The organism is Blautia sp. HCP3S3_G3 (assembly GCF_052063365.1).
Taxonomy (GTDB): Bacteria; Bacillota; Clostridia; order Lachnospirales; family Lachnospiraceae; genus Blautia_A.
On the sequence record NZ_JBQHXR010000005.1, the window covers coordinates 16,263 to 39,630 of the forward strand.

Below are 23,368 nucleotides of genomic sequence, written 5' to 3' on the forward strand. Positions count from 1 at the left end.
GCAGGATTCTTTCTTGTACCATTATATCGTATATGTTCATAGGAAAGTACTCTGCTATCGGGAAAGCAGACCAGCGAAACATATGGTTATTTAATGTGGCTTATACTGGTATGCAGGTTCGTAAATATGCAGGGGTAGATGACGATAATCCATGCAACCGTGACAAAGTAACGGATAAAAGAAGCGGCTAAAGAAGTGCCGATGACTGCTTTGGATCCTTCAAGAAGTACAGCTGCTACGGCAAGTCCTGCAGTGATACGGATCAGCTTTGCTCTGAATTTTTCTGGCGGAGAGAAACGGATATAACGCTTTTCTATGTAGAAACCTGCGGAAAATGCCAGGCCGGCGCCGGAAGCCTTGAGACAGTCGGCGGTATAATCGGTGGATATGATGCCGTTGCGGTTAAGAAGAATCGAATATACGCAGAGCAAAATGCAGATTCCTGCCATGATCAGTGAAAGGACTCCCTGGTGTCCTGCAGCGAAATCCCTTTTATATAAGAAGTAATTGGCCAGGAAGACACAGAGAATGGTTATGGTGAAAGAAACCAGAACATCTTTGGGTGTGTGGCATCCCAGGTACATACGGGAAAACATGACCAGAAGAATGACGGCAGCACAGAGCAGCTTTTTCCACGTTTCTTTAAAACGGAGGAAGAGTGTTCCGAACAGGGCGGTGATGCTTTGGGTATGGCCGCTTGGAAAAGAATAACCGGTTGCGCCCGGAAGAGCGGATGCTACAGGCTGAAAGTTCGGATCCAGTATCCACGGGCGTGGGATACGAAATGTGATTTTCAGTCCCTGCACCAGAAGTCCGGAAGAAAAATAGGTAAATCCGAGAGAATAAGCCTGTTTTTTGTCGGAACACCAGTAGAACCAGCAAATGACAGCAACAGTAAAAAGCTCCTGCGCCATGTAAGTTACTGCCTGAAAAAACAAATCCAGTGCCGGAGTACGGTATCCGGAAAGAAAATGTAAAAACTCCATGAAATAATCCCTTCCTTTGAAAAGTAATGATTGTATGGACATTATAAGTTGACCGGAAGAAAAAAACAAGGTATAATAATCGATAGAATAAATAACTGAAAACACAGGTTATGTTTCGCGGATAAGGAAGCGAACAGGAACAACCGCAACAGAAATTAAGCAAAAAACAGAAGCGAGGATGTTATAATGTCAAAATTTTTGAAATTCATCGTACATTTTATTGTGATATGTACAATACTTTGTGTTGTTGCCCTTGCAGTTCCGCCATTTCTTGGTGTGACAACGGAAATCATGGATGATTCGGGAAAGGACACGAATCTTACTTACGGATCTGTTACATATGCAATTCCGGTTAAGACAGATGAGATACCGGTCGGTACTCCGATTCTGGTTCAGGGTGACACAGGCGTATACCGTTATAATATCGTAAGCCTTGATCTGGAGAACCATACAGGTACAGTGATTGATCCGAATGCTGATTCAACAGAGACCGTTAATGTTGCTGTGAAGAATTATGTGCCAAAAGTAGCGATCACGATTCCTTTCCTGGGATATCTTCTGATTGCTACAGAAAGCATTGAAGGTCTGATTATTCTGGGCCTTGCAGTATTGTTTCTTATTATTCTTTATGTCATTGCCGAACTGTGGAAGAAAGATTCCGAAGAAGACTATGATGATGACGACGATGAGGAAACCTATGTCAAATCTGCAAAAGAGCTGAAGCGTGAAGAAAAGGAAAGAGAACGCAGGCTGCGTGAAGAAGACCGGGAGATGCTCCGCAGCGAAAAATCACGCAAAAAAGAAGAAAAGAAAAAACGCAGAATCATTAAGACAGGTGGTTTTGTCGATGAAGTTTATGAAGATGAGCTGGATGACGAAGAGGAAGAACAGCCGAGAAAACGTGCCAATGTTCAGACTGCCACCAGTGAAGCTCATGAACTTCTGAAGAAAGAAATCGCTGCAGCTACCGCTGATGAAACAGAAGTACCGATAGCGAAGCAGGCTCGTAAAGCCGCTCCGGCAGGGAACAGACAACGAAAGAGCGCAAGACCCAAAAACCAGCCTGTAAGAGAAAAAGAAGAGCCGGTTGAAATCAAAAAGATGGCTATTCCGATTCGCTCTGCAGCACAGCTTGCAGATATGGCGAAGAAGCAGGGCGATGCACCGGATATCGTAAGAGATGAGATCACGAAAGTTACTTTGTTTGATTATTCCGATATTATCGGTGCAGATGAGGATTATGAAGAAGAATAAGTAATCTGGAGAGAAATGTGAGGGCCATTGTATAGTGGTCCTCATTTTGCTTCTGCTGCATCTGAGAAATGATTTAATACAGCAGATACATCGAAGAAATGATCTGATATACTTTATATATTGTATAAAAAAAAGAACAATAAAAAAAGAAAAGAAATTGAAAAAAACTCTTGCATTATGAGAAACAATCGTGTATACTCACTAGTGCTGTGACATGATAGCTATGAAGCGTGAGGTTGCTGCCGATGAGAGGCGGGTTTTCCGTGGAGCGAATGTCAAGTTAGGAAACTGACGACAAGTCACTGTACAAGTTCAGAAAACCATTTTGGGATGGGCACGCGAAGAAATGTTTTAGGACACGCGTGGAGATGTGTACAGTCGCCGCTTGTCGTACCGATAACCGAGTACGAATAGGAGGAGACTTTTTTTATGGCAAATCAGGTAATGAGAATCACATTAAAAGCTTATGATCATCAGTTAGTAGATGCATCTGCTGCAAAAATCATCGACACTGTAAAGAAAAACGGTGCAACTGTCAGCGGACCGGTTCCGCTTCCTACCAAGAAGGAAGTAGTGACCATCCTTCGTGCAGTGCATAAATATAAAGACAGCCGTGAACAGTTCGAGCAGCGCACACATAAGCGTCTGATTGATATCCTGACACCAACCCAGAAGACAGTTGATGCACTGTCCAGACTGGAAATGCCGGCTGGTGTTCATATCGATATCAAAATGAAAACCAAATAAGTTCTGAGCAGGAAATCGTTCGGAATATTGGTGATCCAATTGCTAGAAGATACCGAAAGGTATTTCTAAATGTATATGATTGCCGTAATGGTAATCCGCTATAAGGAGGAAGAAAGAATGAAGAAAGCTATCTTAGCTACAAAAGTCGGAATGACTCAGATCTTCAATGATGAAGGAATGCTGATTCCGGTAACCGTTTTACAGGCAGGTCCATGTGTCGTAACTCAGATTAAAACTGAAGAAAACGACGGATATGCAGCAGTTCAGGTTGGCTACGGCGACATCAGAGAAAAACTGGTGAACAAACCGGAAAAAGGCCACTTTGACAAAGCAGGCGTTGCTGTAAAGAGATTCGTAAAAGAATTCAAATTTGACAACGCAGGCGAATATGAAGTAGGACAGGAAATCAAGGCTGATATCTTTGCTGCAGGCGATCACATCGATGCAACTGCAGTATCCAAAGGTAAAGGCTTCCAGGGCGCAATCAAGAGACACGGACAGTCCAGAGGACCTATGGCTCATGGTTCCAAATATCATCGTCATGCAGGTTCCAACGGTGCTTGTTCTGATCCGAGCAAGGTATTCAAGGGCAAACATATGCCAGGTCATATGGGAAATGTTCAGGTAACTGTTCAGAATCTTGAAATCGTACGTGTAGATACAGAAAACAACTTACTGTTAGTTAAAGGTGCTGTTCCAGGACCTAAGAAATCTCTGGTAACAATCAAAGAAACAGTAAAGTCCTTATAATGAGAAAGGAGGAGCACTCAAATGGCAAACGTAACTGTTTATAATATGGAAGGCAATGAAGTTGGCACAATGGAGCTGAACGATGCAGTCTTCGGTGTAGAAGTTAATGAGCATCTTGTTCATCTTGCAGTTGTTCGTCAGCTTGCAAATAAACGCCAGGGTACTCAGAAGGCAAAAACCCGTTCTGAAGTAAGCGGCGGCGGAAGAAAACCGTGGAGACAGAAAGGAACAGGTCATGCTAGACAGGGTTCCATCCGCGCAGCACAGTGGACAGGCGGCGGAATTATCTTCGCTCCGACTCCAAGAGATTATGATGTAAAAATGAACAAAAAAGAAAGAAGAGCAGCTCTGAAATCCGCTCTGACTTCCAAAGTTCAGGACAATAAATTTGTAGTAGTTGACAATCTGACACTTGCAGAAGTAAAGACAAAAGAAATGCAGAAGGTTCTTACCAACCTGAAAGCTGACAAAGCTCTTGTAATTCTTGCAGGAGAAGATAAAAATGTTGTTCTTTCCGCAAGAAACATCGCAGATGTACAGACTGAAACCGCTGGAAACATCAATGTATTCGATGTTATGAGACATAACACCGTAATCGCAACCAAAGATGCAGTGGCAACGATCGAGGAGGTGCTCGCATAATGGCTGATATCAAATATTATGATGTGATTCAGAAACCTGTAATCACAGAAAAATCCATGAATGCAATGGCTGAAAAGAAATACACTTTCTTAGTTCATCCGGAAGCAAATAAATCCCAGATCAAAGAAGCTGTGGAAAAAATGTTCGAAGGAACAAAAGTAAAAAGCGTGAATACCATGAACCTTGATGGTAAGAAAAAACGCCGTGGTATGGTAGTTGGAAAAACTGCTAAAACCAAAAAAGCTATCGTAGCTCTGACAGAAGACAGCAAGGATATCGAGATTTTTGAAGGTCTTTAATTAACGGTAGCGAGTGATGTCGAACGGCATCGCGGATATGTGCACGAAAGCACGATAAGAAATTCGAAAGGAGAACAATCATGGGAATCAAAACCTATAACCCATATACACCTTCCAGAAGACACATGACTGGTTCTGATTTTTCCGAAATCACCACCAGCACACCTGAGAAATCTCTTGTAGTGTCCCTGAAGAAAAACGCTGGACGTAACAACCAGGGTAAAATCACTGTAAGACACCGCGGAGGCGGAAGCAGAAGAAAATACAGAATCATCGACTTCAAGAGAAGAAAAGATGGTATCGCTGCAACTGTAAAAACAATCGAATACGATCCGAACAGAACAGCAAACATCGCTCTGATCTGCTATGCAGATGGCGAGAAAGCATATATTCTTGCACCGGAAGGCTTAAAAGTAGGCCAGAAAGTTATGAACGGACCGGAAGCAGAAGTTCGTGTTGGTAACTGCTTACCATTAGAGCTTATCCCGGTTGGTACTATGGTACACAATATTGAGCTTCATCCAGGAAAAGGCGGCCAGATGGTTCGTTCTGCTGGTAACGGTGCTCAGTTAATGGCTAAAGAAGGCAAATATGCAACCTTAAGATTACCGTCTGGTGAAATGAGAATGGTTCCGATCATCTGCCGTGCATCTGTTGGTGTAGTAGGCAACGGAGACCACAACCTGATCAATGTCGGTAAAGCTGGACGTACTCGTCACATGGGAATCAGACCTACTGTTCGTGGTTCTGTAATGAACCCGAATGACCATCCACACGGTGGTGGTGAAGGAAAGACCGGTATCGGCCGTCCGGGTCCATGTACACCATGGGGCAAACCTGCTCTTGGTCTGAAGACCAGAAAGAAAAACAAACAGTCCAACAAGCTCATCGTAAGAAGACGCGATGGAAAAGCTTTATCGAAATAATAAGGAGGTTAAAGCATGTCTCGTTCACTGAAAAAAGGACCTTTTGCAGATGCAAGCTTACTGAAAAAAGTTGATGCTTTAAACGCTGCAAACGATAAATCTGTCATCAAAACCTGGTCCCGCCGTTCTACAATTTTCCCGTCTTTCGTTGGACACACAATCGCTGTTCATGACGGAAGAAAACATGTGCCGGTATATATCACAGAAGATATGGTTGGCCATAAACTTGGTGAATTCGTAGCAACCAGAACCTACAGAGGACACGGAAAAGACGAAAAGAAATCCGGCGTTCGCTAGAATTGAAAAAATGAACTGCCTGTTGTCCTTTCGGACAGCAGCGCGGTTTTGACCTGACATTGAATAAGTAGAAAGGAGGCACTTTAAAATGGCAAAAGGACATAGAAGCCAGATTAAGAGAGCCAGAAATGAGAATAATAGAGAGACAAGACCGTCTGCAAAATTATCTTATGCAAGAATTTCTGTTCAGAAAGCCTGCTACGTATTAGATGCAATCCGTGGTAAGGACGTGCAGACAGCACTTGGTATCCTGACATACAATCCAAGATACGCTTCCAGCGTGCTTAAAAAATTACTGGAATCAGCAATTGCAAATGCTGAGAACAACAACGGTATGAGCGCAGATAACCTCTACATCGCTGAGTGCTTTGCAAACAAAGGACCTACAATGAAGAGAATTCAGCCAAGAGCACAGGGAAGAGCTTATAGAATCGAAAAGAGAACAAGCCATATTACCATCGTGCTGGATGAGAAATAAGGAGGATAAGCATGGGACAGAAAGTTAACCCACATGGCCTTAGAGTCGGTGTTATCAAAGATTGGGATTCCAGATGGTATGCAGAGGCAGACTTTGCTGACAATCTGGTAGAAGATTACAATATCAGAACATTCCTGAAAAAGAAATTATACAGCGCAGGTGTTTCCAAGATTGAAATCGAGAGAGCATCTGACAGAGTAAAGATCATCATCTATACAGCAAAACCAGGTATCGTAATCGGTAAAGGCGGCGCTGAGATCGAAAAAGTAAAAGCTGAATTACAGAAATTCGTTTCCAAGAAATTAATCGTTGATATCAAAGAAGTTAAGAGACCGGACAGAGATGCACAGCTTGTTGCTGAGAACATCGCTCTTCAGCTGGAAAACCGTATTTCTTTCAGACGTGCAATGAAATCCACCATGCAGAGAACCATGAAAGCCGGAGCAAAGGGAATCAAAACATCTGTTTCCGGACGTCTTGGCGGAGCTGATATGGCTCGTACAGAGTTCTACAGCGAAGGAACTATTCCGCTTCAGACTCTTCGTGCAGACATCGATTATGGTTTTGCAGAAGCAGATACCACTTACGGCAAAGTTGGTGTAAAAGCATGGATCTACAATGGTGAAGTACTTCCAACAAAAGGAACTAAGGAAGGGAGCGATAAATAATGTTAATGCCAAAAAGAGTAAAACGTCGTAAACAATTCCGTGGCTCCATGAGAGGAAAAGCCTTAAGAGGCAATAAAATCAACTATGGTGAGTACGGTCTTGTGGCTACCGAACCGTGTTGGATCAAATCCAACCAGATTGAAGCAGCCCGTATTGCTATGACACGTTATATCAAACGTGGCGGTCAGGTTTGGATCAAGATTTTCCCAGATAAACCAGTAACAGCAAAACCAGCAGAAACTCGTATGGGTTCCGGTAAAGGTACCCTGGAATACTGGGTAGCAGTTGTAAAACCAGGACGTGTAATGTTCGAAATTGCAGGCGTTTCCGAAGAAGTTGCCCGTGAAGCATTACGTCTTGCAATGCACAAGTTACCATGTAAATGTAAAATCGTTTCTCGTGCAGACTTAGAAGGCGGTGATAACAGTGAAAATTAATAAATTCGTAGAAGATTTAAAGGCAAAATCAGCTGCAGAATTGAATGAAGAATTAGTAGCTGCTAAAAAAGAACTCTTTAACCTGAGATTTCAGAATGCAACCAATCAATTAGACAATACAAGCCGAATCAAAGAGGTTCGTAAAAATATTGCCAGAATCCAGACAGTAATCACTGAGCAGACAAACGCTGCGAAATAGTGAATATAGGAGGACAAAATCGTGGAAAGAAATCTGAGAAAAACCCGTGTGGGCAAGGTTGTCAGCAATAAGATGGACAAAACCATCGTCGTTGCAATTGAAGACCATGTAAAACATCCTCTTTACAAAAAAATCGTGAAGAGAACATATAAATTAAAAGCTCATGATGAGAATAATGAGTGCAATATCGGTGATACCGTAAAAGTTATGGAGACCAGACCGTTATCCAAGGATAAGAGATGGAGACTGGTTGAAATTGTAGAGAAAGTTAAATAAGGAGGAAACCAGTATGATTCAGCAGGAAACTAGACTGAAAGTTGCCGACAACACTGGTGCAAAAGAAATCCTTTGTATTCGTGTTATGGGCGGCTCTACAAGAAGATATGCAAATATCGGTGACACAATCATTGCTACTGTCAAAGATGCAACACCAGGCGGCGTTGTTAAAAAAGGCGATGTTGTAAAGGCCGTTGTTGTTCGTACAAGAAAAGGCGCTCGTCGTAAAGACGGATCTTACATCCGCTTCGATGAAAACGCTGCAGTAATCATTAAAGACGACTTAACTCCGAGAGGAACCCGTATCTTTGGACCAGTTGCCAGAGAACTTCGTGAAAAGAAATTCATGAAGATCGTTTCCTTAGCTCCGGAAGTATTATAGGAGGGTGCCTAATGTCAGCTATGAAGATTAAAAAAGGTGATACTGTAAAAGTTATCGCTGGAAAAGATAAAGGCAAAGAAGGCAAGGTTCTTGCCGTTAACGTAAAAGACAACACCGTTATCGTGGAAAGTGTCAACATGGTTACAAAACACAGCAAACCGTCTGCAGCAAACCAGAACGGCGGAATCATCACAAAAGAATCTCCGCTTCATATCTCCAACGTTATGCTGATGGTTGACGGCAAAGCTACCAGAGTTGGCTTCAAGATGGATGGTGACAAAAAAGTTCGTGTTGCAAAAGCAACAGGCGCTGTAATCGATTAATTGAGAGAGGAGGCAGACATAAGTGAGTAGATTAAAAGAGCTTTACAAAAATGAGATCATGGATGCCATGACCAAAAAATTCGGATATAAAAACGTTATGGAAGTGCCAAAACTCGAGAAAATCGTTATAAACATGGGTGTTGGTGAAGCAAAAGAAAACGCAAAGCTTCTTGATTCTGCAATCGCAGATATGGAGCTGATCACAGGACAGAAAGCAATTGCTACAAAGGCAAAGAAATCTGTCGCTAACTTCAAAATCAGAGAGGGTATGCCGATCGGATGTAAAGTTACATTAAGAGGCGAGAAAATGTATGAGTTTGCTGATCGTCTGATCAACCTTGCACTTCCTCGTGTACGTGACTTCCGTGGTGTAAACCCGAACGCTTTTGACGGAAGAGGAAACTACGCTCTTGGTATCAAAGAGCAGCTGATCTTCCCGGAAGTTGAATATGATAAAGTAGATAAAGTAAGAGGTATGGACGTTATCTTTGTTACAACTGCAAAGACTGACGAAGAAGCACGCGAATTACTGAGATTATTCAATATGCCGTTTGCAAAATAATATCTCGAACGGGTGACGTCAAGTCCCCGGCAGATACTGAATGACCACCGGCGTAAGCCGGGGTCAGGAAATCAGATATTCAACTGGAAACCGTTATGACGACAGCATCTGCTGGAGTCAGGAAAGATGATAGGAGGAACGTTTCATGGCTAAGACAGCAATGAAAATCAAACAGCAGCGTAAACAGAAATTCTCCACAAGAGAATACAATCGCTGCAGAATCTGTGGCCGTCCACATGCATATTTAAGAAAATACGGAATCTGCAGAATCTGCTTCCGTGAATTAGCATACAAAGGCCAGATCCCGGGAGTTAAAAAAGCTTCCTGGTAAAAAACAATAGAACTTACGAAAAATAAACGACATGTCAAGTCTGAATTGAGGAGGAAACTAACATGACAATGAGCGATCCGATCGCAGATATGCTTACAAGAATCCGTAACGCAAACACTGCAAAACATGATACTGTAGATGTTCCGGCATCCAAAATGAAACTTGCAATTGCAAACATCCTTGTTGATGAAGGATACATTGCAAAATACGATTTAATCGAAGATGGTGTTGTAAAAAACATCCACATCACTCTGAAATATGGTGAAACAAAGAATGACAAGATCATCACTGGTCTTAAGAGAATTTCCAAACCTGGTCTTCGTATTTACGCAGGCAAGGATGAACTGCCAAAGGTACTTGGCGGTCTTGGAATCGCAATCCTTTCCACCAACAAAGGTGTGATCACTGACAAAGAAGCTCGTAAACTTCAGGTTGGCGGCGAAGTATTAGCATTCGTATGGTAAAATCCCGTCAGGGTTTTTATAGATCAATCAACTGAAAACAGAGGGGGAAAACCTCTCCGACAATTTAAGTAAGGAGGACAAACATATGTCTCGTATCGGTAGACTGCCAGTAGTCATTCCTGCAGGCGTTGAAGTAAAAGTCGCTGAAGGAAACGTGGTAACCGTAAAAGGACCAAAAGGAACACTTGAAAGAGCGCTTCCGACAGAAATGGATATCAAAGTTGAAGATGGTCATGTAGTAGTAGCAAGACCAAACGACTTGAAGAAAATGAAATCTTTACACGGTTTAACAAGAAGCCTGATCCACAACATGGTGGTAGGTGTAAGCGAAGGCTACACCAAGACTCTTGAAGTAAACGGTGTAGGTTATAAAGCAGCAAAACAGGGTAAGAAACTTACTCTTTCTCTTGGATATTCTCACCCGGTAGAAATGGAAGATCCGGAAGGTCTGGAATCCAAAGTTGATGGAAACAAGATTATCATTTCCGGTATCAGCAAAGAAAAAGTTGGCCAGTATGCGGCTGAAATCAGAGATAAGAGAAGACCTGAGCCATACAAGGGCAAAGGTATCAAGTATGCTGATGAAGTTATCAGACGCAAAGTTGGTAAGACTGGTAAGAAATAATTAAGGAGAGTGAGAAAATGATTAGTAAAGCATCCAGAGCGGACATTCGTCAGAATAAGCATAGAAGATTGCGTCATCATTTAAGCGGAACTGCTACAACTCCTCGTTTAGCTGTATTCCGTTCCAACAAGCATATGTATGCACAGATCATTGATGACGTTGCAGGCAAAACTTTAGTATCAGCTTCTACTCTTCAGAAAGATGTAAAAGCTGAACTTCAGAACACCGATGATGTTGCAGCAGCAGCATATCTTGGAACCGTAATCGGCAAAAAGGCTATCGAAGCAGGTATCGAAAAAGTTGTATTTGACAGAGGCGGTTATATCTACCACGGAAAAGTCAAAGCACTGGCAGATGCAGCTAGAGAAGCTGGACTGAAATTCTAAAGGGAGGAAAATCGCACATGAGACGTAATCTTATTGATGCTAGTCAGTTAGAGTTAGAAGATAAAGTAGTATCAATTAAACGTGTAACCAAGGTTGTTAAGGGTGGCCGTAACATGAGATTTACAGCTTTAGTAGTTGTAGGTGACGGCAACGGACACGTTGGCGCAGGTTTAGGAAAAGCAGCTGAAATTCCTGAAGCAATCCGCAAGGGAAAAGAAGATGCAATGAAAAAATTAGTTACTGTAGCAAGAGATGAGAATGGTTCCATTACTCATGACTTCGTTGGCAAATTCGGAAGCGCTGAAATGCTTCTGAAGAGAGCTCCGGAAGGTACCGGTGTTATCGCTGGTGGTCCGGCACGTGCGGTCATCGAGCTTGCGGGTATCAAAAATATCCGTACCAAATGTATGGGATCCAGAAATAAACAGAACGTAGTTCTGGCAACTATCGAAGGATTAAGTCAGTTAAAAACTCCGGAAGAAGTTGCAAAACTTCGCGGAAAATCTGTTGATGAGATTCTGGCGTAAGGAGGAGAACGAAAATGGCAGGTACATTAAAAGTTACATTAGTAAAATCTCCGATTGGCGCAGTTCCGAAACACAAAAAAACTGTTACAGCTATGGGTCTTACCAAAATGCACAAAACAGTTGAAATGCCGGATAATGCGGCAACCAGAGGTATGATTCAGCAGGTACAGCACCTGGTAAAAGTAGAAGAAGCATAAGTTGCTTTGATTGAAATTTGATTGAATAAAAAATAAGGAGGTGCCAAACATGGATTTATCAAACTTAAGACCAGCAGAAGGTTCTAAGCACAGCGATAACTTCAGAAGAGGCCGCGGACATGGTTCAGGAAACGGCAAGACAGCCGGTAAAGGACACAAAGGACAGTTAGCTCGTTCCGGACACAAAAAACCGGGATTCGAAGGTGGACAGATGCCTTTATACAGACGTCTTCCTAAGAGAGGTTTCACAAACAGAAACTCCAAGGAAATCATCGCGATCAATGTTGATGTTCTGAATCGTTTTGAAGACGGCGCAGAAGTTACTGTTGAGAGCTTACTGGAGAGCCGCGCAATTTCCAAAGCTGGTGACGGCGTTAAAATTCTTGGAAACGGTGAGCTGACCAAGAAACTGAATGTTAAAGTAAACGCTGTCAGCGAGACCGCAAAAGCTAAAATCGAAGCTGCAGGTGGTACAGTAGAGGTGATTTAATGTTTGAGACTCTTAAAAATGTTTTTAGAGTAAAAGAGATGCGTCGTAAGCTTCTCTATGTACTGTGGATGATTCTTGTCATCCGTATCGGTTCCCAGCTTCCAATTCCGGGGATTAACAGCAGCGTTTTTAAAGAGTGGTTTCAGAATAATACCGGTGACGCATTCAATTTCTTTGATGCGTTTACCGGTGGTTCCTTTGAGAACATGTCTATTTTCGCACTGAATATTACCCCATATATCACTTCCTCCATTATCATTCAGCTTCTTACCATTGCTATTCCGGCACTGGAAGAGATGCAGAGAGATGGAGAAGAAGGACGTAAGAAACTTACTGCAATCACACGTTATGTGACCGTTGGTCTTGCTCTGTTTGAATCTACTGCAATGACAATCGGATTCAGCCGTGGAAATGTTATCAAAAACATGAACTTCGGCAAAGGTCTTGTTGTAGTAGCCTGCCTGACAGCTGGTTCTGCAATGCTGATGTGGATTGGTGAGCGTATTACAGAGAAGGGTGTTGGAAACGGTATTTCTATCGTACTTTGTGTGAATATCATTTCCCGAATCCCGAGTGATATGGGATTACTGTACGAGAACTTTGTAAAAGGAAAAACAATTGCCAAAGGAATGCTTGCAGGACTGATCATCTGTGCGATTATTCTGGTAGTAGTTGTCTTTGTATTGATTCTGAATGGTGCCGAGAGAAGAATCCCGGTACAGTATTCCAAGAAAATGGTAGGAAGAAAGCTGATGGGCGGACAGTCTACCAATATTCCTCTGAAGGTCAATACAGCCGGTGTTATTCCGATCATCTTTGCTTCCTCTATCATGTCTTTCCCGGGCATTATTGCTCAGTTTGCCGGAAAAGCAGACGGGACAGGTATTGGCAGCGAGATTCTGAGAGGTTTAAGTTCAGGCAACTGGTGTAATCCGGCTCAGCCGCAGTATACATGGGGTCTGCTGGTATACATCGTTCTTTGTATTTTCTTTGCATATTTTTATACATCCATTACCTTCAATCCGTTGGAGGTTGCGGACAATATTAAGAAGCAGGGCGGTTTCATTCCTGGTATTCGTCCGGGAAAACCTACGTCAGACTATTTGACGAAAATCTTAAATTATATTATATTTATAGGTGCAGTAGGTCTGATTATTGTGGCTGTCATTCCGTTCTTCTTTAACGGGGTGTTCGGGGCAAATGTTTCCTTCGGCGGAACATCCATCATCATCGTTGTGGGTGTTATTCTTGAAACTGTGAAACAGATTGAGTCCCAGATGCTTGTCCGCAATTATAAGGGCTTCTTGAACAATTAAAAATGAAGGTTGTGGTACGGATGTGCCACAGCCTTGATTTGTATACAAAACACAAATGAAGCAAAACATGAAACGGAGGGTATTTGTATGAGAATCATTATGTTGGGTGCACCGGGAGCAGGTAAAGGAACACAGGCTAAGAAAATTGCTGAGAAATACGGTATTCCGCATATTTCCACAGGTGATATTTTCCGTGCCAATATCAAAAACGGCACAGAGCTTGGCAAAAAAGCAAAAACTTATATGGATCAGGGACTTCTGGTTCCGGATGAACTGACTTGTGATCTGGTTGTAGACAGAATTCAGCAGCCGGATGCTCAGAAGGGTTATGTACTGGATGGTTTTCCGAGAACAATTCCGCAGGCGGAATGTTTGACAGATGCATTGAACAAATTAGGCAGTAAGATTGATTATGCCATCGATGTAGACGTACCGGATGAAAACATCGTAAATCGTATGTCCGGAAGACGTGCTTGCCTGAAATGCGGTGCTACTTATCATGTTGTGTATGCTGCACCAAAGACAGAAGGTGTATGTGATACCTGCGGCGAGGCACTGGTACTTCGCGATGATGACAAACCGGAAACCGTAAGCAAACGTCTGAAGGTTTACCATGATCAGACCCAGCCCCTTATTGATTACTATACCGGACAGGGTGTTCTGAAAACTGTTGACGGTACCAAGAACCTGGAAGAAGTATTCCGGGAAATCGTGGCAATCTTGGGAGAATAAAGAATGTCAGTTTCTATTAAATCAGAACACGAAATAGAACTTATGCGGGAGGCAGGTCATCTTCTGGAAAAAGTCCATGATGACCTTGCCACTTACATTAGACCTGGAATCAGCACAAAAGAACTGGATCGCATCGGAGAAGAGATGATTCGTTCTCTTGGCTGTATTCCGAACTTTTTAAATTACCAGGGCTTTCCAGGCTCCTTCTGCATCAGTCTGAATGATGAGGTGGTGCACGGAATTCCTTCCGAGAAAAAAATCATCCAGGAAGGTGATCTTGTAAAGATCGATGCCGGATTGATATATAAAGGCTATCACTCAGATGCAGCCCGCACTTATGCAGTAGGTGAAGTTGCACCGGAAGCAAAACAGCTGATGGATGTGACGAAGCAGTGCTTTTTTGAAGGACTGAAATACGCGAAAGCAGGCAATCATCTAAATGATATTTCAAAGGCCATCGGCGCTTATGCCGCCAAATATCGTTATGGTATTGTGCGTGATCTTGTAGGACATGGAATCGGAACGCATCTTCATGAAGATCCACAGATTCCTAACTTTCCTCAGAAGCGCAGAGGGATTAAGCTGATGCCGGGTATGACACTGGCTGTAGAGCCGATGATCAATCTTGGCCGGGCTGACGTAGCATGGGAGGATGATGACTGGACAGTGGTGACCATGGATGGTTCCCTTTCCGCTCATTACGAGAACACCATTCTGATTACAGATGGTGAACCGGAAATTCTGACTCTCACCAAGTAACAGAACGAAGACACAGGAGGTTTATTATGTCTAAAGCAGATGTGATTGAGGTGGAAGGCACTGTATTGGAGAAGCTGCCGAACGCAATGTTTAAAGTAGAATTAGAAAACAAACATGTTGTGCTGGCACACATCAGTGGCAAATTACGAATGAACTTTATTCGTATCCTTCCGGGAGATAAGGTTACCATTGAACTTTCTCCGTATGATTTGTCTAAAGGCAGAATTATCTGGCGAGATAAATAAAACAAATAGAAAGGCTGCAGCGGGAAGATATTATTACTGATATAATCTTTTCTGCTGCGGCTTTTTTATTACAGGAGTGTGTCCAAAGAAGATGGATTACATCAGTTAGTGAAAGCTCAGCAAGGGTAATTAGCAGTAAGCTGTTCAGTCAAACAATGGTTGCTTTCACTCTCTTCACAGTAACACAAACAATGCAAAAAATATCAGACAATTGATAGAAAATGCTTGCATTATGTCTGAAAAAGTGTTAATATCTTAACAAAGAAAAGGGAGTAGCGGCCATTGATTTGAAACCGGGAATGTGTTTCAGGGAATGGTACATATATGCGTCAGTACGATGTCCGGGAACGGGTGTCCGCGATATGAGATAATCTGCAAGACTTTTATTTTGAGACAGAATACAGAATGTAACTGTCTGAAATAAAAGTCTTTTTCTTTTCTTTAAAAAGTGAATAAAGAAAAATGGGAATTCTTTTACCATGGAAAAGAGATTCCCAAATTATTCCCCAAATGTGAAGGAGGAAACAGAATGACAGAGTATGAAGAAATGAATACAAACAATTCAAAGAAGAAAGTAAGGATGCAAAAAGGCGGAAAGCATGTAAAAAGAATTATTCTTGTGGCGGCGGGGGCAGCAGTAATCGGTTTGCTGGCAACAGATTGTACATACCAGATTCAGGAACAGGAACAGGCCGTATTGTCTACCTTTGGAGTGCCGAAGGCTGTATCGGAGACAGGACTTCATTTTAAGCTTCCGTTTATTCAGAAAGTTTATAAAGTAAATACAACGATTCAGGGCTTTCCCATTGGATACGAAGAGCCTACAAACGAAACAATCAACAACGAAGGAATCATGATCACATCAGATTATAATTTTATTAATGTCGATTTTTATGTAGAATATCGGATTGCAGATCCCGTGAAATATCTGTATACCTCACAGGAGCCGGAAGATATCCTGAAAAATATTTCTCAGGGAAGTATCCGTACGGTGATAGCAAGCTATGATGTGGATTCTGTCCTTACGACCGGTAAGAGTGAAATCCAGAGTAAGATCAAAGAAATGATTATGAAAAAAATTGAAGAACAGGATATCGGAATCCAGCTGGTGAATATCACAATTCAGGATTCTGAGCCGCCGACACAGGAGGTAATGAAAGCATTCAAAGCAGTGGAAACTGCGAAACAGGGAAAAGAAACAGCGCTGAATAATGCGAATAAATACCGTAATGAAAAACTTCCGGAGGCGGAAGCAAAGGCGGACCAGATCATACAGGATGCGGAAGCGGAAAAACAGGTCCGTATCAACGAAGCAGAAGCTGAAGTGGCAAAATTTAATGCCATGTATGAGGAATATATAAAAAATCCGGAGATAACAAAGAAGCGAATGTTCTACGAAACAATGGAAGATGTGCTGCCGGACATGAAGCTGATCATTGATAACGGAAGCGGAATACAAAAAATTCTTCCAATTGAATCATTTGTGGAAATACCGGAGAATACAGAAAGTACTTCCGTGAATGCAGATGCACAGATAACAGAAGCTGATGATTAATGGAAAGGTATGGGATAAAATATGAAAAAAAGAAGTATTATCACAATCATTGCAGGTGTGGCAATTCTCACGGCAGGTGCGATGTCGGTGACTGTCACAGCACAGGATGAGTATAAGCTGATCCGCCGTTTTGGAAAAGTAGAGCGTGTGATCAGTTCTCCCGGCATCAGCCTGAAGGTTCCATTTTTGGAAACGGCAGCAACACTTCCAAAACAGACCCTGCTTTATGACCTTTCACCATCAGATGTCATTACCAGGGATAAAAAAACGATGATCTGTGACAGCTATGTTCTTTGGCGGATCGAGGATCCTCTGAAATTTGCGCAGACATTGAATTCCTCTCTGGAAAGTGGGGAAAGCCGAATCAATACAGCAGTTTATAATTCCACAAAAAATGCCATCAGCAGTATGTCTCAGGATGAAGTAATTACCAGCCGTGACGGAGAATTATCAGAAATTGTTCTGAATTCTGTAAAAGATAATATGACACAGTATGGAATTAATCTTCTGGAATTTGAAACAAAGCAGTTGGATCTTCCGGATGATAACAAGGAAGCGGTATATGAACGAATGATCTCAGAACGCGACAATATTGCGGCAACTTATACCGCAGAAGGCAATTCTGAAGCGAAGGTTATCCGAAATACCACAGATAAAGAAATTGCAATTAAAATATCTGAGGCAGAGAAACAGGCGGAAATCCTGAAAGCAGAAGGAGAGCAGGAATACATGAAGATTTTGGCACAGGCCTATGGCGAAGAAGAACGCAGTGAATTTTATTCTTTCGTCCGCAGTCTTGATGCTCTTGAGAAATCCATGAGCGGAACGGATAAGACAGTGATTCTTTCTTCTGATTCACCGATTGCGCAGATTTTTAACGGAGAGTCGTAAAGCCGCTGTAAAGAGTGAGCAGTAATCCGTAAAGAAATATTTTTCCAGGAAAATCCAGCGGGATATTGACAAATATCAGGGAATAATTTAAAATTTCTGTAAACAAAAGTACGGAAAATAACAGAACAATTATTTTTTGAGTAAGCAGGATAAAGGGGTCAAACTTTTGGTTTGACCTTTTTTGTCAGTATCAGGGCAATTTTTGTAAAGGAGAAGCTTATGTATAAAAAAGAAATGGCAGAGTGTGCGCTGGGACGCAGGAAGGCACCGGTAGTTCTGAAGAATGGAGTAGTGCTTAACGTATTTTCCGGAGAATGGCTGAATGGGGATATTGCACTATACGGAGATACGATCCTGGGAGTTGGATCATATGAAGGAGAGGAAGAGTGGGATTTAGCGGGGAAATTTGTGGTTCCAGGATTTATTGATGCCCATCTTCATCTGGAATCGACACTTTTGAATCCATCCCAGCTGATCTGCCAGGCATTGAAGCATGGTACGACTACTTTTATTGTGGATCCCCATGAGGCTGCCAATGTTGCAGGTACGGACGGGATACAGTATATCATTGATGATGCATCCGGATGTGCGGCAAATGTATTTGTAATGATGCCGTCCTGTGTTCCGGCTGTTTCGTTTGAAAAAAATGGGGCGGTCATGCATGCGGAACAGATGGAGCCGATGATGAAGGATCCCCATATTCTGGGTCTTGGTGAGGTGATGGACGTCAGATCTGTCCTGGAGTGTGAACCGGAAATGATGAAGAAGCTGGAATTGTTCCGAAGAGAAGGGAGAGTGATGGATGGTCATGGAGGCGCACTCTCTGAAAAAGACGGAGCCTGTTATCGCCTTGCAGGTATTCGTACAGATCATGAATGCACGACTTATGAAGATGCAATCAGGGAGGCACGAAACGGCATTCACATTCTCATCCGGGAAGGAACAGCAGCCAGAAATCTGGAAGCCATTGTGAGGGGGATTTTGAATGATAGAATTTCCACAGATATGTTTTCCTTCTGTACAGATGACAAGCATATTGAAGATATTGCCGCCAATGGTCATATCAGCTGGAACATCCGGAAAGCCATCACGCTTGGAATGAAACCTGCGGATGCATATCGGATGGCTACCTGGAATTCAGCACGCTGTTACGGACTGGACAGACTTGGGGCAGTTGCACCGGGGTATCAGGCAGATCTGGTTATATTGGATGATGTGGAAAAAGTGCAGGTTTCGCAGGTTTTCCATAAGGGAATCCCTGTTACGGAGAACGGTCCTGCTTCCATGACCGTTCCGGAAAAGCTTCTGGATACCGTTCATATATCCTGGCCGGGACCGGAGGTATTTGATATGCCGATTTCCGGTGAAAAACAGCCAGTGATTCATATAATATCGGGGGAAATCCTCACAGATTTTTCTTTTGAAGAGGTGCCAGTTCATAACGGCAGATTCTGTCCGAATGAGAAATATCAGAAAATCCTGGTGTTTGAACGGCATCATGCTACCGGAATGGTTGGGAAGGGTATTCTGGAGGGATTTTCTATACATGGAGGTGCCATAGCCTCCACAGTAGGTCATGATTCTCATAATCTGATCGTAATCGGAGATGACGATGCCTCTATGGAGGATGCTCTTGAGGAACTGATCCGGTGCAGAGGCGGTTATACCATTGTGAGAAAAGGTCAGGAGCCTGTGACTCAGCCTCTGGAAATTATGGGACTGATGACAGCTCAGCCGCACGAAGAAGTGTCGGCAAATCTCGCCAGGATGCTGCTGCTTGCCCGTGACATGGGCGTTCCGGAGGGAATTGATCCTTTTATTACCATGTCATTTCTTGCTCTGCCGGTCATTCCAAGGGCAAGAATTACACCGGGAGGTGTTTATCTGGTTGAAAAATCCTGTTTCTGTAAAGAAGAGGAATACGAATAGATGGGAAAATACGCGGATTTGAAATCTAACAGGAGAAGTAACGAATGAAAGAACCGGTTATTGAAATGCGGAACATCACCAAGCGGTTTGGTGATGTAATAGCCAATGAAAATGTAAACCTGTCGCTTTATCCGGGAGAAATCCATGCATTGCTGGGGGAAAACGGGGCAGGGAAGAGTACTCTGATGAATGTTCTTACCGGAATTTACAGACCAAATTCCGGAGAAATATATTATCACGGAAAGAAAGTATCGATCAGATCACCGAAACAGGCGGTAGATATGGGGATTGGTATGGTGCATCAGCATTTCCGTCTGATCCCTCCCCTGTCTGTTGCAGAAAATGTGTTTCTTTATATGCCTGACTGCAAAAAAATTCTCCGGCAGAAGGAAATGGAAGAGGCAATCGATGCCTGTTCCAGAGAATTTCATCTGGATGTGGATGCATCGGTAAAAGTCTGGCAGCTCTCTGTAGGAGAACAGCAGCGAGTGGAGATTATCAAGCTTCTTTACCGTGGTGCGGATATTTTGATACTGGATGAACCTTCTGCGGTACTCACTGCACAGGAAGCAGTGGAAATGTTCAAGGTACTCCGGAAAATGGCAGACAGTGGAAAGAGTGTGATTATTATCTCCCACAAAATGAACGAAGTCATGCAGAATGCGGACAGAATTACTGTACTGAAAGGCGGCAGGGTGGAAGATACCATGGAAGCAGCGGATGCGACCATTGACCGTCTTACGAGGGCGGTAGTGGGAGACCGGGAATTTGTGCCTCAGGTACGGCAGAACCGTACGTTTACGGAAGAAATTGTTCTTCAGGCTGAGGGCTTGTCTGTCAAAAATGACAAAGGGCTGGAGGCAGTCAGAAATGTTTCCTTTACGATTCATGCCGGCGAAATATTTGGTATTGCCGGTGTTGCAGGAAACGGTCAGAAAGAGCTTACAGAGGCAATAGCAGGGCTTCGTAAAATTCAGAAGGGTAAGGTTACGGTAAATGGAGAAGACCTTACTTCCCTTAGCGTTCGAAAGCATATTGACAAGGGTGTATCGTTTATTCCGGAAGACCGTCTTTCCATGGGACTTGTCCCTTCACTGGATATGGCGGAAAACATGATTCTCAAACATTTCGGTTCGGAAAAATTCAGCCGCAGGGGAATCCTGAAAAAGAAAGTAATGGATGAGACAGCGGCTTCTTATATCGAACGTTATGATATTAAGACAGCTGGCATTCATTCTCCGGTAGGTCTGATGTCCGGCGGTAATCAGCAGAAGCTTTTGATCGCAAGAGAGGTAAACGGGAATCCATCGCTTCTGGTGGCGTCTTACCCGGTACGAGGACTGGACATCGGGGCTACGGAAGCAATTCATAAGATTCTCCTGGAGGAAAGTGCCAAAGGAACAGCCATTCTTCTGGTTTCAGAGGAATTGGACGAAATTTTCCAGATGGCAGACAGAATCGGCGTTATGTGTGACGGAAACATGATGGCTGTTCTTGACCGGGAAAGTGCAGATTACGAAACCATAGGAAAATTGATGTCAGGAGAACAATTATGAAAAAGATACGGTTAGAGAAAAAAACGACCAGTTCGGGATTTTCCGTCTTTTTGAATTCCGTTCTGTTTACTGGTGTGGCACTGGTATTCTGTGCATTTATCATTGCTGCCGTAGGATTTAATCCTATAGAAGTTTATGCGAAAATGTTCCGTAAGGCATTTTTATCCATGAGAGGCATCCGCAAAGCGATTGAATCCGGACTGCCGCTGATGCTTTGCGGACTTGGCGTGTCTATCGCTTTTCGTATGAATCTGAATAATATCGGGGCAGAGGGACAATATGCCGTAGGAGCTATTTTTGGTGCCGCTTATGTTTTGTACGGTCCGGAACTTCCGCGAGTACCGGGAATGGTCATGCTTGCTCTGTGCTGTTTCGCAGGTGGGGCACTTTGGGCACTTTTGTGTGCGGTTCCAAAAGCATTCTGGGGTGTTGATGAGAGTATTACGACACTGATGCTGAATTATGTGGCTTTGATCCTTTTGAGTTATCTTTGCCTGGGACCGTGGAAGGCCAAGGGACAGAATGTTGGCCAGACAGAGAAAATACCGGAAATTTTTGAAATACCGGAAATACCGGGGCTGGAGATCAGCCTGGCGTTTCCTGTGGTGACTCTCATTGCCCTGCTTCTGTTTTTCTTTTACCGGTGTACGACCAGCGGTTACCAGATTAATGTGATCGGTAAGAGCCTGACTGCAGCCAGGTATGCCGGAATCAATATCCGCAAAAATATCCTTCTGGTTCTGGGCTTAAGCGGTGGACTTGCCGGTCTGGCAGGATTTGTACAGTATGCGGCGGTGACCGGGCGTGTACAGGAAAATATGCCCAATAATGCGGGTTATACAGGAATCGTTATCGCATATCTGAGCCGCTTTAACCCGATCGTGGTGATTATTGTGTCAGTCCTGTTTGCCGGACTGCAGAACAGCAGTGCAACGGTACAGGTCATGGGAGTTCCGGCACAGATCGCAACGATGATTCAGGGAGCAATTATGATCATCGTGATTGCAGGGGACTTTTTTCAGAGATATAAAATTGTATTTGCGGAGAAAGGAGGGAAAGCATCATGAATCTGATTATTTCAATTCTTTCAGGTGCCATTGTTTATGCGGTGTCTGTGATGTATGCAGGAATAGGAGAGACATTTTCTGAACGCGCGGGAATCATGAATCTTGGTGTGGAGGGCATTATGCTCATGGGAGCAGTGGCCGGTTATATTACTGCTGTCAATACGCAGAATCTGGCGCTTTCTTTTCTCGTCGTGCTTCTGACTGGTGCTGCTTTTGGTCTGGTGTTTGCGTTTCTGACTGTGACACTGCAGGCAGATCAGACGGTGTGCGGTATGGCGATGCTGACTTTCGGAACAGGTCTCAGCGGATTTCTCGGCAAGGATGTGACGGGGGTAGCCGCGAATCTTAAGTTTCAGACGATGCCGATCCCGCTGCTGAAGGAGATTCCGGTGATCGGACCGATCTTCTTTCAGCAGAACCTGCTGGTATATGCAATGTATGTGATCGTGCCGTTATCTCTCTTTTATATATACAGGACAAAATACGGATTGTATCTCCGGGCTTTGGGAGAAAACCCGGCAGCGCTGGATTCCGCAGGTATGAATATTTTTGCCATGCGTTATGCGTATGTGATTCTGGGATGTGCGATGATTGCTGTCAGCGGGGCATGCGTAACACTTGCGAACACAAATTTCTGGAGTCCTGGAATGACAGCCGGAAAAGGATGGATTGCATTTGCTCTGGTTGCTTTTTCCTCTTGGAATCCACTGAAGCTGACACTGGGAGCATTGCTGTTCGGGTTTATCAGCTGTCTTGGAAGTAATCTGCAGATTTATTTTCCAGGTGTGCCGACAGAAATCTTCAGTGCAATGCCTTACATTGCTACGATTATTGCATTTATTCTTGCCACGGGAAATTTCAGGAAAGTTCATACAGCACAGCCGGCTGCTCTCTGTAAGCCGTATGACCGTGAGAACCGTTAAGTGTAAATACAGGTTCTGCTCATTGTACAGGTTTCCAATGAGAACTGCAGGGAGCAGAAGTTTGGAAGTGAACTTCCAAATCTACCATTATTGACGCAGCAAGTGCGTCAGGAAAGATGAAAAATGTGCATATCCGGCAAATGCCGGCT

General features: G+C 43.3%; 33 protein-coding genes. 32 read left to right on the forward strand and 1 reads right to left on the reverse strand.

Annotated elements, in window-relative coordinates:
- Positions 1-86 precede the first annotated feature (86 nt).
- Positions 87-986 (reverse strand): phosphatase PAP2 family protein, encoded by a 900-nt coding sequence (locus ACTNEW_RS06945; protein ID WP_441059393.1) that lies wholly within the window; start codon positions 984-986, stop codon positions 87-89.
- A gap of 186 nt (positions 987-1,172) precedes the next feature.
- On the opposite strand from ACTNEW_RS06945, the gene ACTNEW_RS06950 reads away from it, so the two are divergent.
- From ACTNEW_RS06950 to ACTNEW_RS07105, 32 genes are all read left to right on the forward strand, one after another.
- Positions 1,173-2,240: a hypothetical protein gene (locus ACTNEW_RS06950; protein ID WP_441059395.1), complete on the forward strand. Its 1,068-nt coding sequence runs from the start codon at positions 1,173-1,175 to the stop codon at positions 2,238-2,240.
- A 429-nt stretch (positions 2,241-2,669) separates the two neighbouring features.
- Positions 2,670-2,987 (forward strand): 30S ribosomal protein S10, encoded by a 318-nt coding sequence (gene rpsJ, locus ACTNEW_RS06955; protein ID WP_441059397.1) that lies wholly within the window; start codon positions 2,670-2,672, stop codon positions 2,985-2,987.
- Between the two features lie 117 nt (positions 2,988-3,104).
- Positions 3,105-3,737 (forward strand): 50S ribosomal protein L3, encoded by a 633-nt coding sequence (rplC, locus tag ACTNEW_RS06960; RefSeq protein ID WP_441059399.1) that lies wholly within the window; start codon positions 3,105-3,107, stop codon positions 3,735-3,737.
- Positions 3,738-3,758: 21 nt separating this feature from the next.
- Positions 3,759-4,379 (forward strand): 50S ribosomal protein L4, encoded by a 621-nt coding sequence (gene rplD / locus ACTNEW_RS06965; RefSeq protein WP_441059401.1) that lies wholly within the window; start codon positions 3,759-3,761, stop codon positions 4,377-4,379.
- A complete protein-coding gene (gene rplW / locus ACTNEW_RS06970) occupies positions 4,379-4,678 on the forward strand; it encodes a 50S ribosomal protein L23 (RefSeq protein ID WP_441059403.1) in 300 nt (99 codons plus the stop codon). The genes rplD and rplW overlap by 1 nt, the downstream gene beginning before the upstream one ends.
- An 80-nt stretch (positions 4,679-4,758) precedes the next feature.
- Entirely contained in the window at positions 4,759-5,604 is an 846-nt protein-coding gene (gene rplB, locus ACTNEW_RS06975; RefSeq protein WP_441059405.1) for a 50S ribosomal protein L2, read from the forward strand.
- Positions 5,605-5,619: 15 nt separating this feature from the next.
- On the forward strand, positions 5,620-5,901 hold the full coding sequence (rpsS, locus tag ACTNEW_RS06980) for a 30S ribosomal protein S19 (protein WP_015542253.1): 282 nt from the start codon (positions 5,620-5,622) through the stop codon (positions 5,899-5,901).
- Between the two features lie 88 nt (positions 5,902-5,989).
- Entirely contained in the window at positions 5,990-6,379 is a 390-nt protein-coding gene (gene rplV / locus ACTNEW_RS06985; protein ID WP_441059407.1) for a 50S ribosomal protein L22, read from the forward strand.
- 11 nt (positions 6,380-6,390) lie between these two features.
- Positions 6,391-7,047: a 30S ribosomal protein S3 gene (gene rpsC / locus ACTNEW_RS06990; RefSeq protein WP_441059409.1), complete on the forward strand. Its 657-nt coding sequence runs from the start codon at positions 6,391-6,393 to the stop codon at positions 7,045-7,047.
- Complete coding sequence (gene rplP, locus ACTNEW_RS06995; protein WP_441059411.1) at positions 7,047-7,484, forward strand: 50S ribosomal protein L16; 438 nt, start codon at positions 7,047-7,049, stop codon at positions 7,482-7,484. Before rpsC ends, rplP begins: the two co-directional genes overlap by 1 nt.
- Positions 7,474-7,683: a 50S ribosomal protein L29 gene (gene rpmC / locus ACTNEW_RS07000; RefSeq protein WP_118039832.1), complete on the forward strand. Its 210-nt coding sequence runs from the start codon at positions 7,474-7,476 to the stop codon at positions 7,681-7,683. Before rplP ends, rpmC begins: the two co-directional genes overlap by 11 nt.
- 21 nt (positions 7,684-7,704) lie before the next feature.
- Complete coding sequence (rpsQ, locus tag ACTNEW_RS07005) at positions 7,705-7,959, forward strand: 30S ribosomal protein S17 (protein ID WP_008707264.1); 255 nt, start codon at positions 7,705-7,707, stop codon at positions 7,957-7,959.
- A 13-nt stretch (positions 7,960-7,972) separates the two neighbouring features.
- Positions 7,973-8,341, forward strand: coding sequence for a 50S ribosomal protein L14 (gene rplN / locus ACTNEW_RS07010; protein ID WP_441059413.1), 369 nt, complete (start codon positions 7,973-7,975; stop codon positions 8,339-8,341).
- An 11-nt stretch (positions 8,342-8,352) separates the two neighbouring features.
- The gene (rplX, locus tag ACTNEW_RS07015) at positions 8,353-8,664 is read left to right on the forward strand and encodes a 50S ribosomal protein L24 (RefSeq protein ID WP_441059415.1); all 312 of its coding nucleotides are present in this window, start codon (positions 8,353-8,355) and stop codon (positions 8,662-8,664) included.
- A 22-nt stretch (positions 8,665-8,686) separates the two neighbouring features.
- Positions 8,687-9,226 carry a 50S ribosomal protein L5 gene (gene rplE / locus ACTNEW_RS07020; RefSeq protein ID WP_441059417.1) on the forward strand — a complete coding sequence of 180 codons (540 nt, stop codon included), beginning with the start codon at positions 8,687-8,689 and terminating at the stop codon, positions 9,224-9,226.
- Positions 9,227-9,371: 145 nt separating this feature from the next.
- Positions 9,372-9,557 carry a type Z 30S ribosomal protein S14 gene (locus tag ACTNEW_RS07025; protein WP_022008349.1) on the forward strand — a complete coding sequence of 62 codons (186 nt, stop codon included), beginning with the start codon at positions 9,372-9,374 and terminating at the stop codon, positions 9,555-9,557.
- Between the two features lie 62 nt (positions 9,558-9,619).
- Complete coding sequence (rpsH, locus tag ACTNEW_RS07030) at positions 9,620-10,021, forward strand: 30S ribosomal protein S8 (RefSeq protein ID WP_441059419.1); 402 nt, start codon at positions 9,620-9,622, stop codon at positions 10,019-10,021.
- 85 nt (positions 10,022-10,106) lie between these two features.
- Positions 10,107-10,646 carry a 50S ribosomal protein L6 gene (gene rplF, locus ACTNEW_RS07035; RefSeq protein ID WP_441059421.1) on the forward strand — a complete coding sequence of 180 codons (540 nt, stop codon included), beginning with the start codon at positions 10,107-10,109 and terminating at the stop codon, positions 10,644-10,646.
- 17 nt (positions 10,647-10,663) lie between these two features.
- Positions 10,664-11,032: a 50S ribosomal protein L18 gene (gene rplR, locus ACTNEW_RS07040; RefSeq protein ID WP_441059423.1), complete on the forward strand. Its 369-nt coding sequence runs from the start codon at positions 10,664-10,666 to the stop codon at positions 11,030-11,032.
- A gap of 17 nt (positions 11,033-11,049) precedes the next feature.
- Positions 11,050-11,559 carry a 30S ribosomal protein S5 gene (rpsE, locus tag ACTNEW_RS07045; protein ID WP_441059425.1) on the forward strand — a complete coding sequence of 170 codons (510 nt, stop codon included), beginning with the start codon at positions 11,050-11,052 and terminating at the stop codon, positions 11,557-11,559.
- A gap of 14 nt (positions 11,560-11,573) precedes the next feature.
- Positions 11,574-11,756, forward strand: a complete 183-nt coding sequence (gene rpmD, locus ACTNEW_RS07050) for a 50S ribosomal protein L30 (RefSeq protein WP_441059427.1) — start codon at positions 11,574-11,576, stop codon at positions 11,754-11,756.
- A gap of 49 nt (positions 11,757-11,805) precedes the next feature.
- Positions 11,806-12,246, forward strand: coding sequence for a 50S ribosomal protein L15 (gene rplO / locus ACTNEW_RS07055; protein WP_441059429.1), 441 nt, complete (start codon positions 11,806-11,808; stop codon positions 12,244-12,246).
- Positions 12,246-13,562 (forward strand): preprotein translocase subunit SecY, encoded by a 1,317-nt coding sequence (secY, locus tag ACTNEW_RS07060; RefSeq protein WP_441059431.1) that lies wholly within the window; start codon positions 12,246-12,248, stop codon positions 13,560-13,562. Before rplO ends, secY begins: the two co-directional genes overlap by 1 nt.
- 87 nt (positions 13,563-13,649) lie before the next feature.
- Positions 13,650-14,294, forward strand: a complete 645-nt coding sequence (locus tag ACTNEW_RS07065) for an adenylate kinase (RefSeq protein ID WP_441059433.1) — start codon at positions 13,650-13,652, stop codon at positions 14,292-14,294.
- 3 nt (positions 14,295-14,297) lie between these two features.
- Positions 14,298-15,053 (forward strand): type I methionyl aminopeptidase, encoded by a 756-nt coding sequence (map, locus tag ACTNEW_RS07070; protein WP_441059435.1) that lies wholly within the window; start codon positions 14,298-14,300, stop codon positions 15,051-15,053.
- A 26-nt stretch (positions 15,054-15,079) separates the two neighbouring features.
- A complete protein-coding gene (gene infA / locus ACTNEW_RS07075; protein ID WP_005428560.1) occupies positions 15,080-15,298 on the forward strand; it encodes a translation initiation factor IF-1 in 219 nt (72 codons plus the stop codon).
- A gap of 529 nt (positions 15,299-15,827) precedes the next feature.
- Entirely contained in the window at positions 15,828-16,853 is a 1,026-nt protein-coding gene (gene hflK, locus ACTNEW_RS07080; protein WP_441059437.1) for an FtsH protease activity modulator HflK, read from the forward strand.
- A gap of 21 nt (positions 16,854-16,874) precedes the next feature.
- Entirely contained in the window at positions 16,875-17,744 is an 870-nt protein-coding gene (gene hflC, locus ACTNEW_RS07085) for a protease modulator HflC (RefSeq protein ID WP_441059439.1), read from the forward strand.
- 219 nt (positions 17,745-17,963) lie between these two features.
- A complete protein-coding gene (ade, locus tag ACTNEW_RS07090) occupies positions 17,964-19,673 on the forward strand; it encodes an adenine deaminase (protein WP_441059441.1) in 1,710 nt (569 codons plus the stop codon).
- A gap of 44 nt (positions 19,674-19,717) precedes the next feature.
- A complete protein-coding gene (locus ACTNEW_RS07095) occupies positions 19,718-21,229 on the forward strand; it encodes an ABC transporter ATP-binding protein (protein WP_441059443.1) in 1,512 nt (503 codons plus the stop codon).
- The gene (locus tag ACTNEW_RS07100) at positions 21,226-22,296 is read left to right on the forward strand and encodes an ABC transporter permease (protein WP_441059445.1); all 1,071 of its coding nucleotides are present in this window, start codon (positions 21,226-21,228) and stop codon (positions 22,294-22,296) included. Before ACTNEW_RS07095 ends, ACTNEW_RS07100 begins: the two co-directional genes overlap by 4 nt.
- Positions 22,293-23,219, forward strand: coding sequence for an ABC transporter permease (locus ACTNEW_RS07105; protein WP_441059447.1), 927 nt, complete (start codon positions 22,293-22,295; stop codon positions 23,217-23,219). The genes ACTNEW_RS07100 and ACTNEW_RS07105 overlap by 4 nt, the downstream gene beginning before the upstream one ends.
- Positions 23,220-23,368 lie beyond the last annotated feature (149 nt).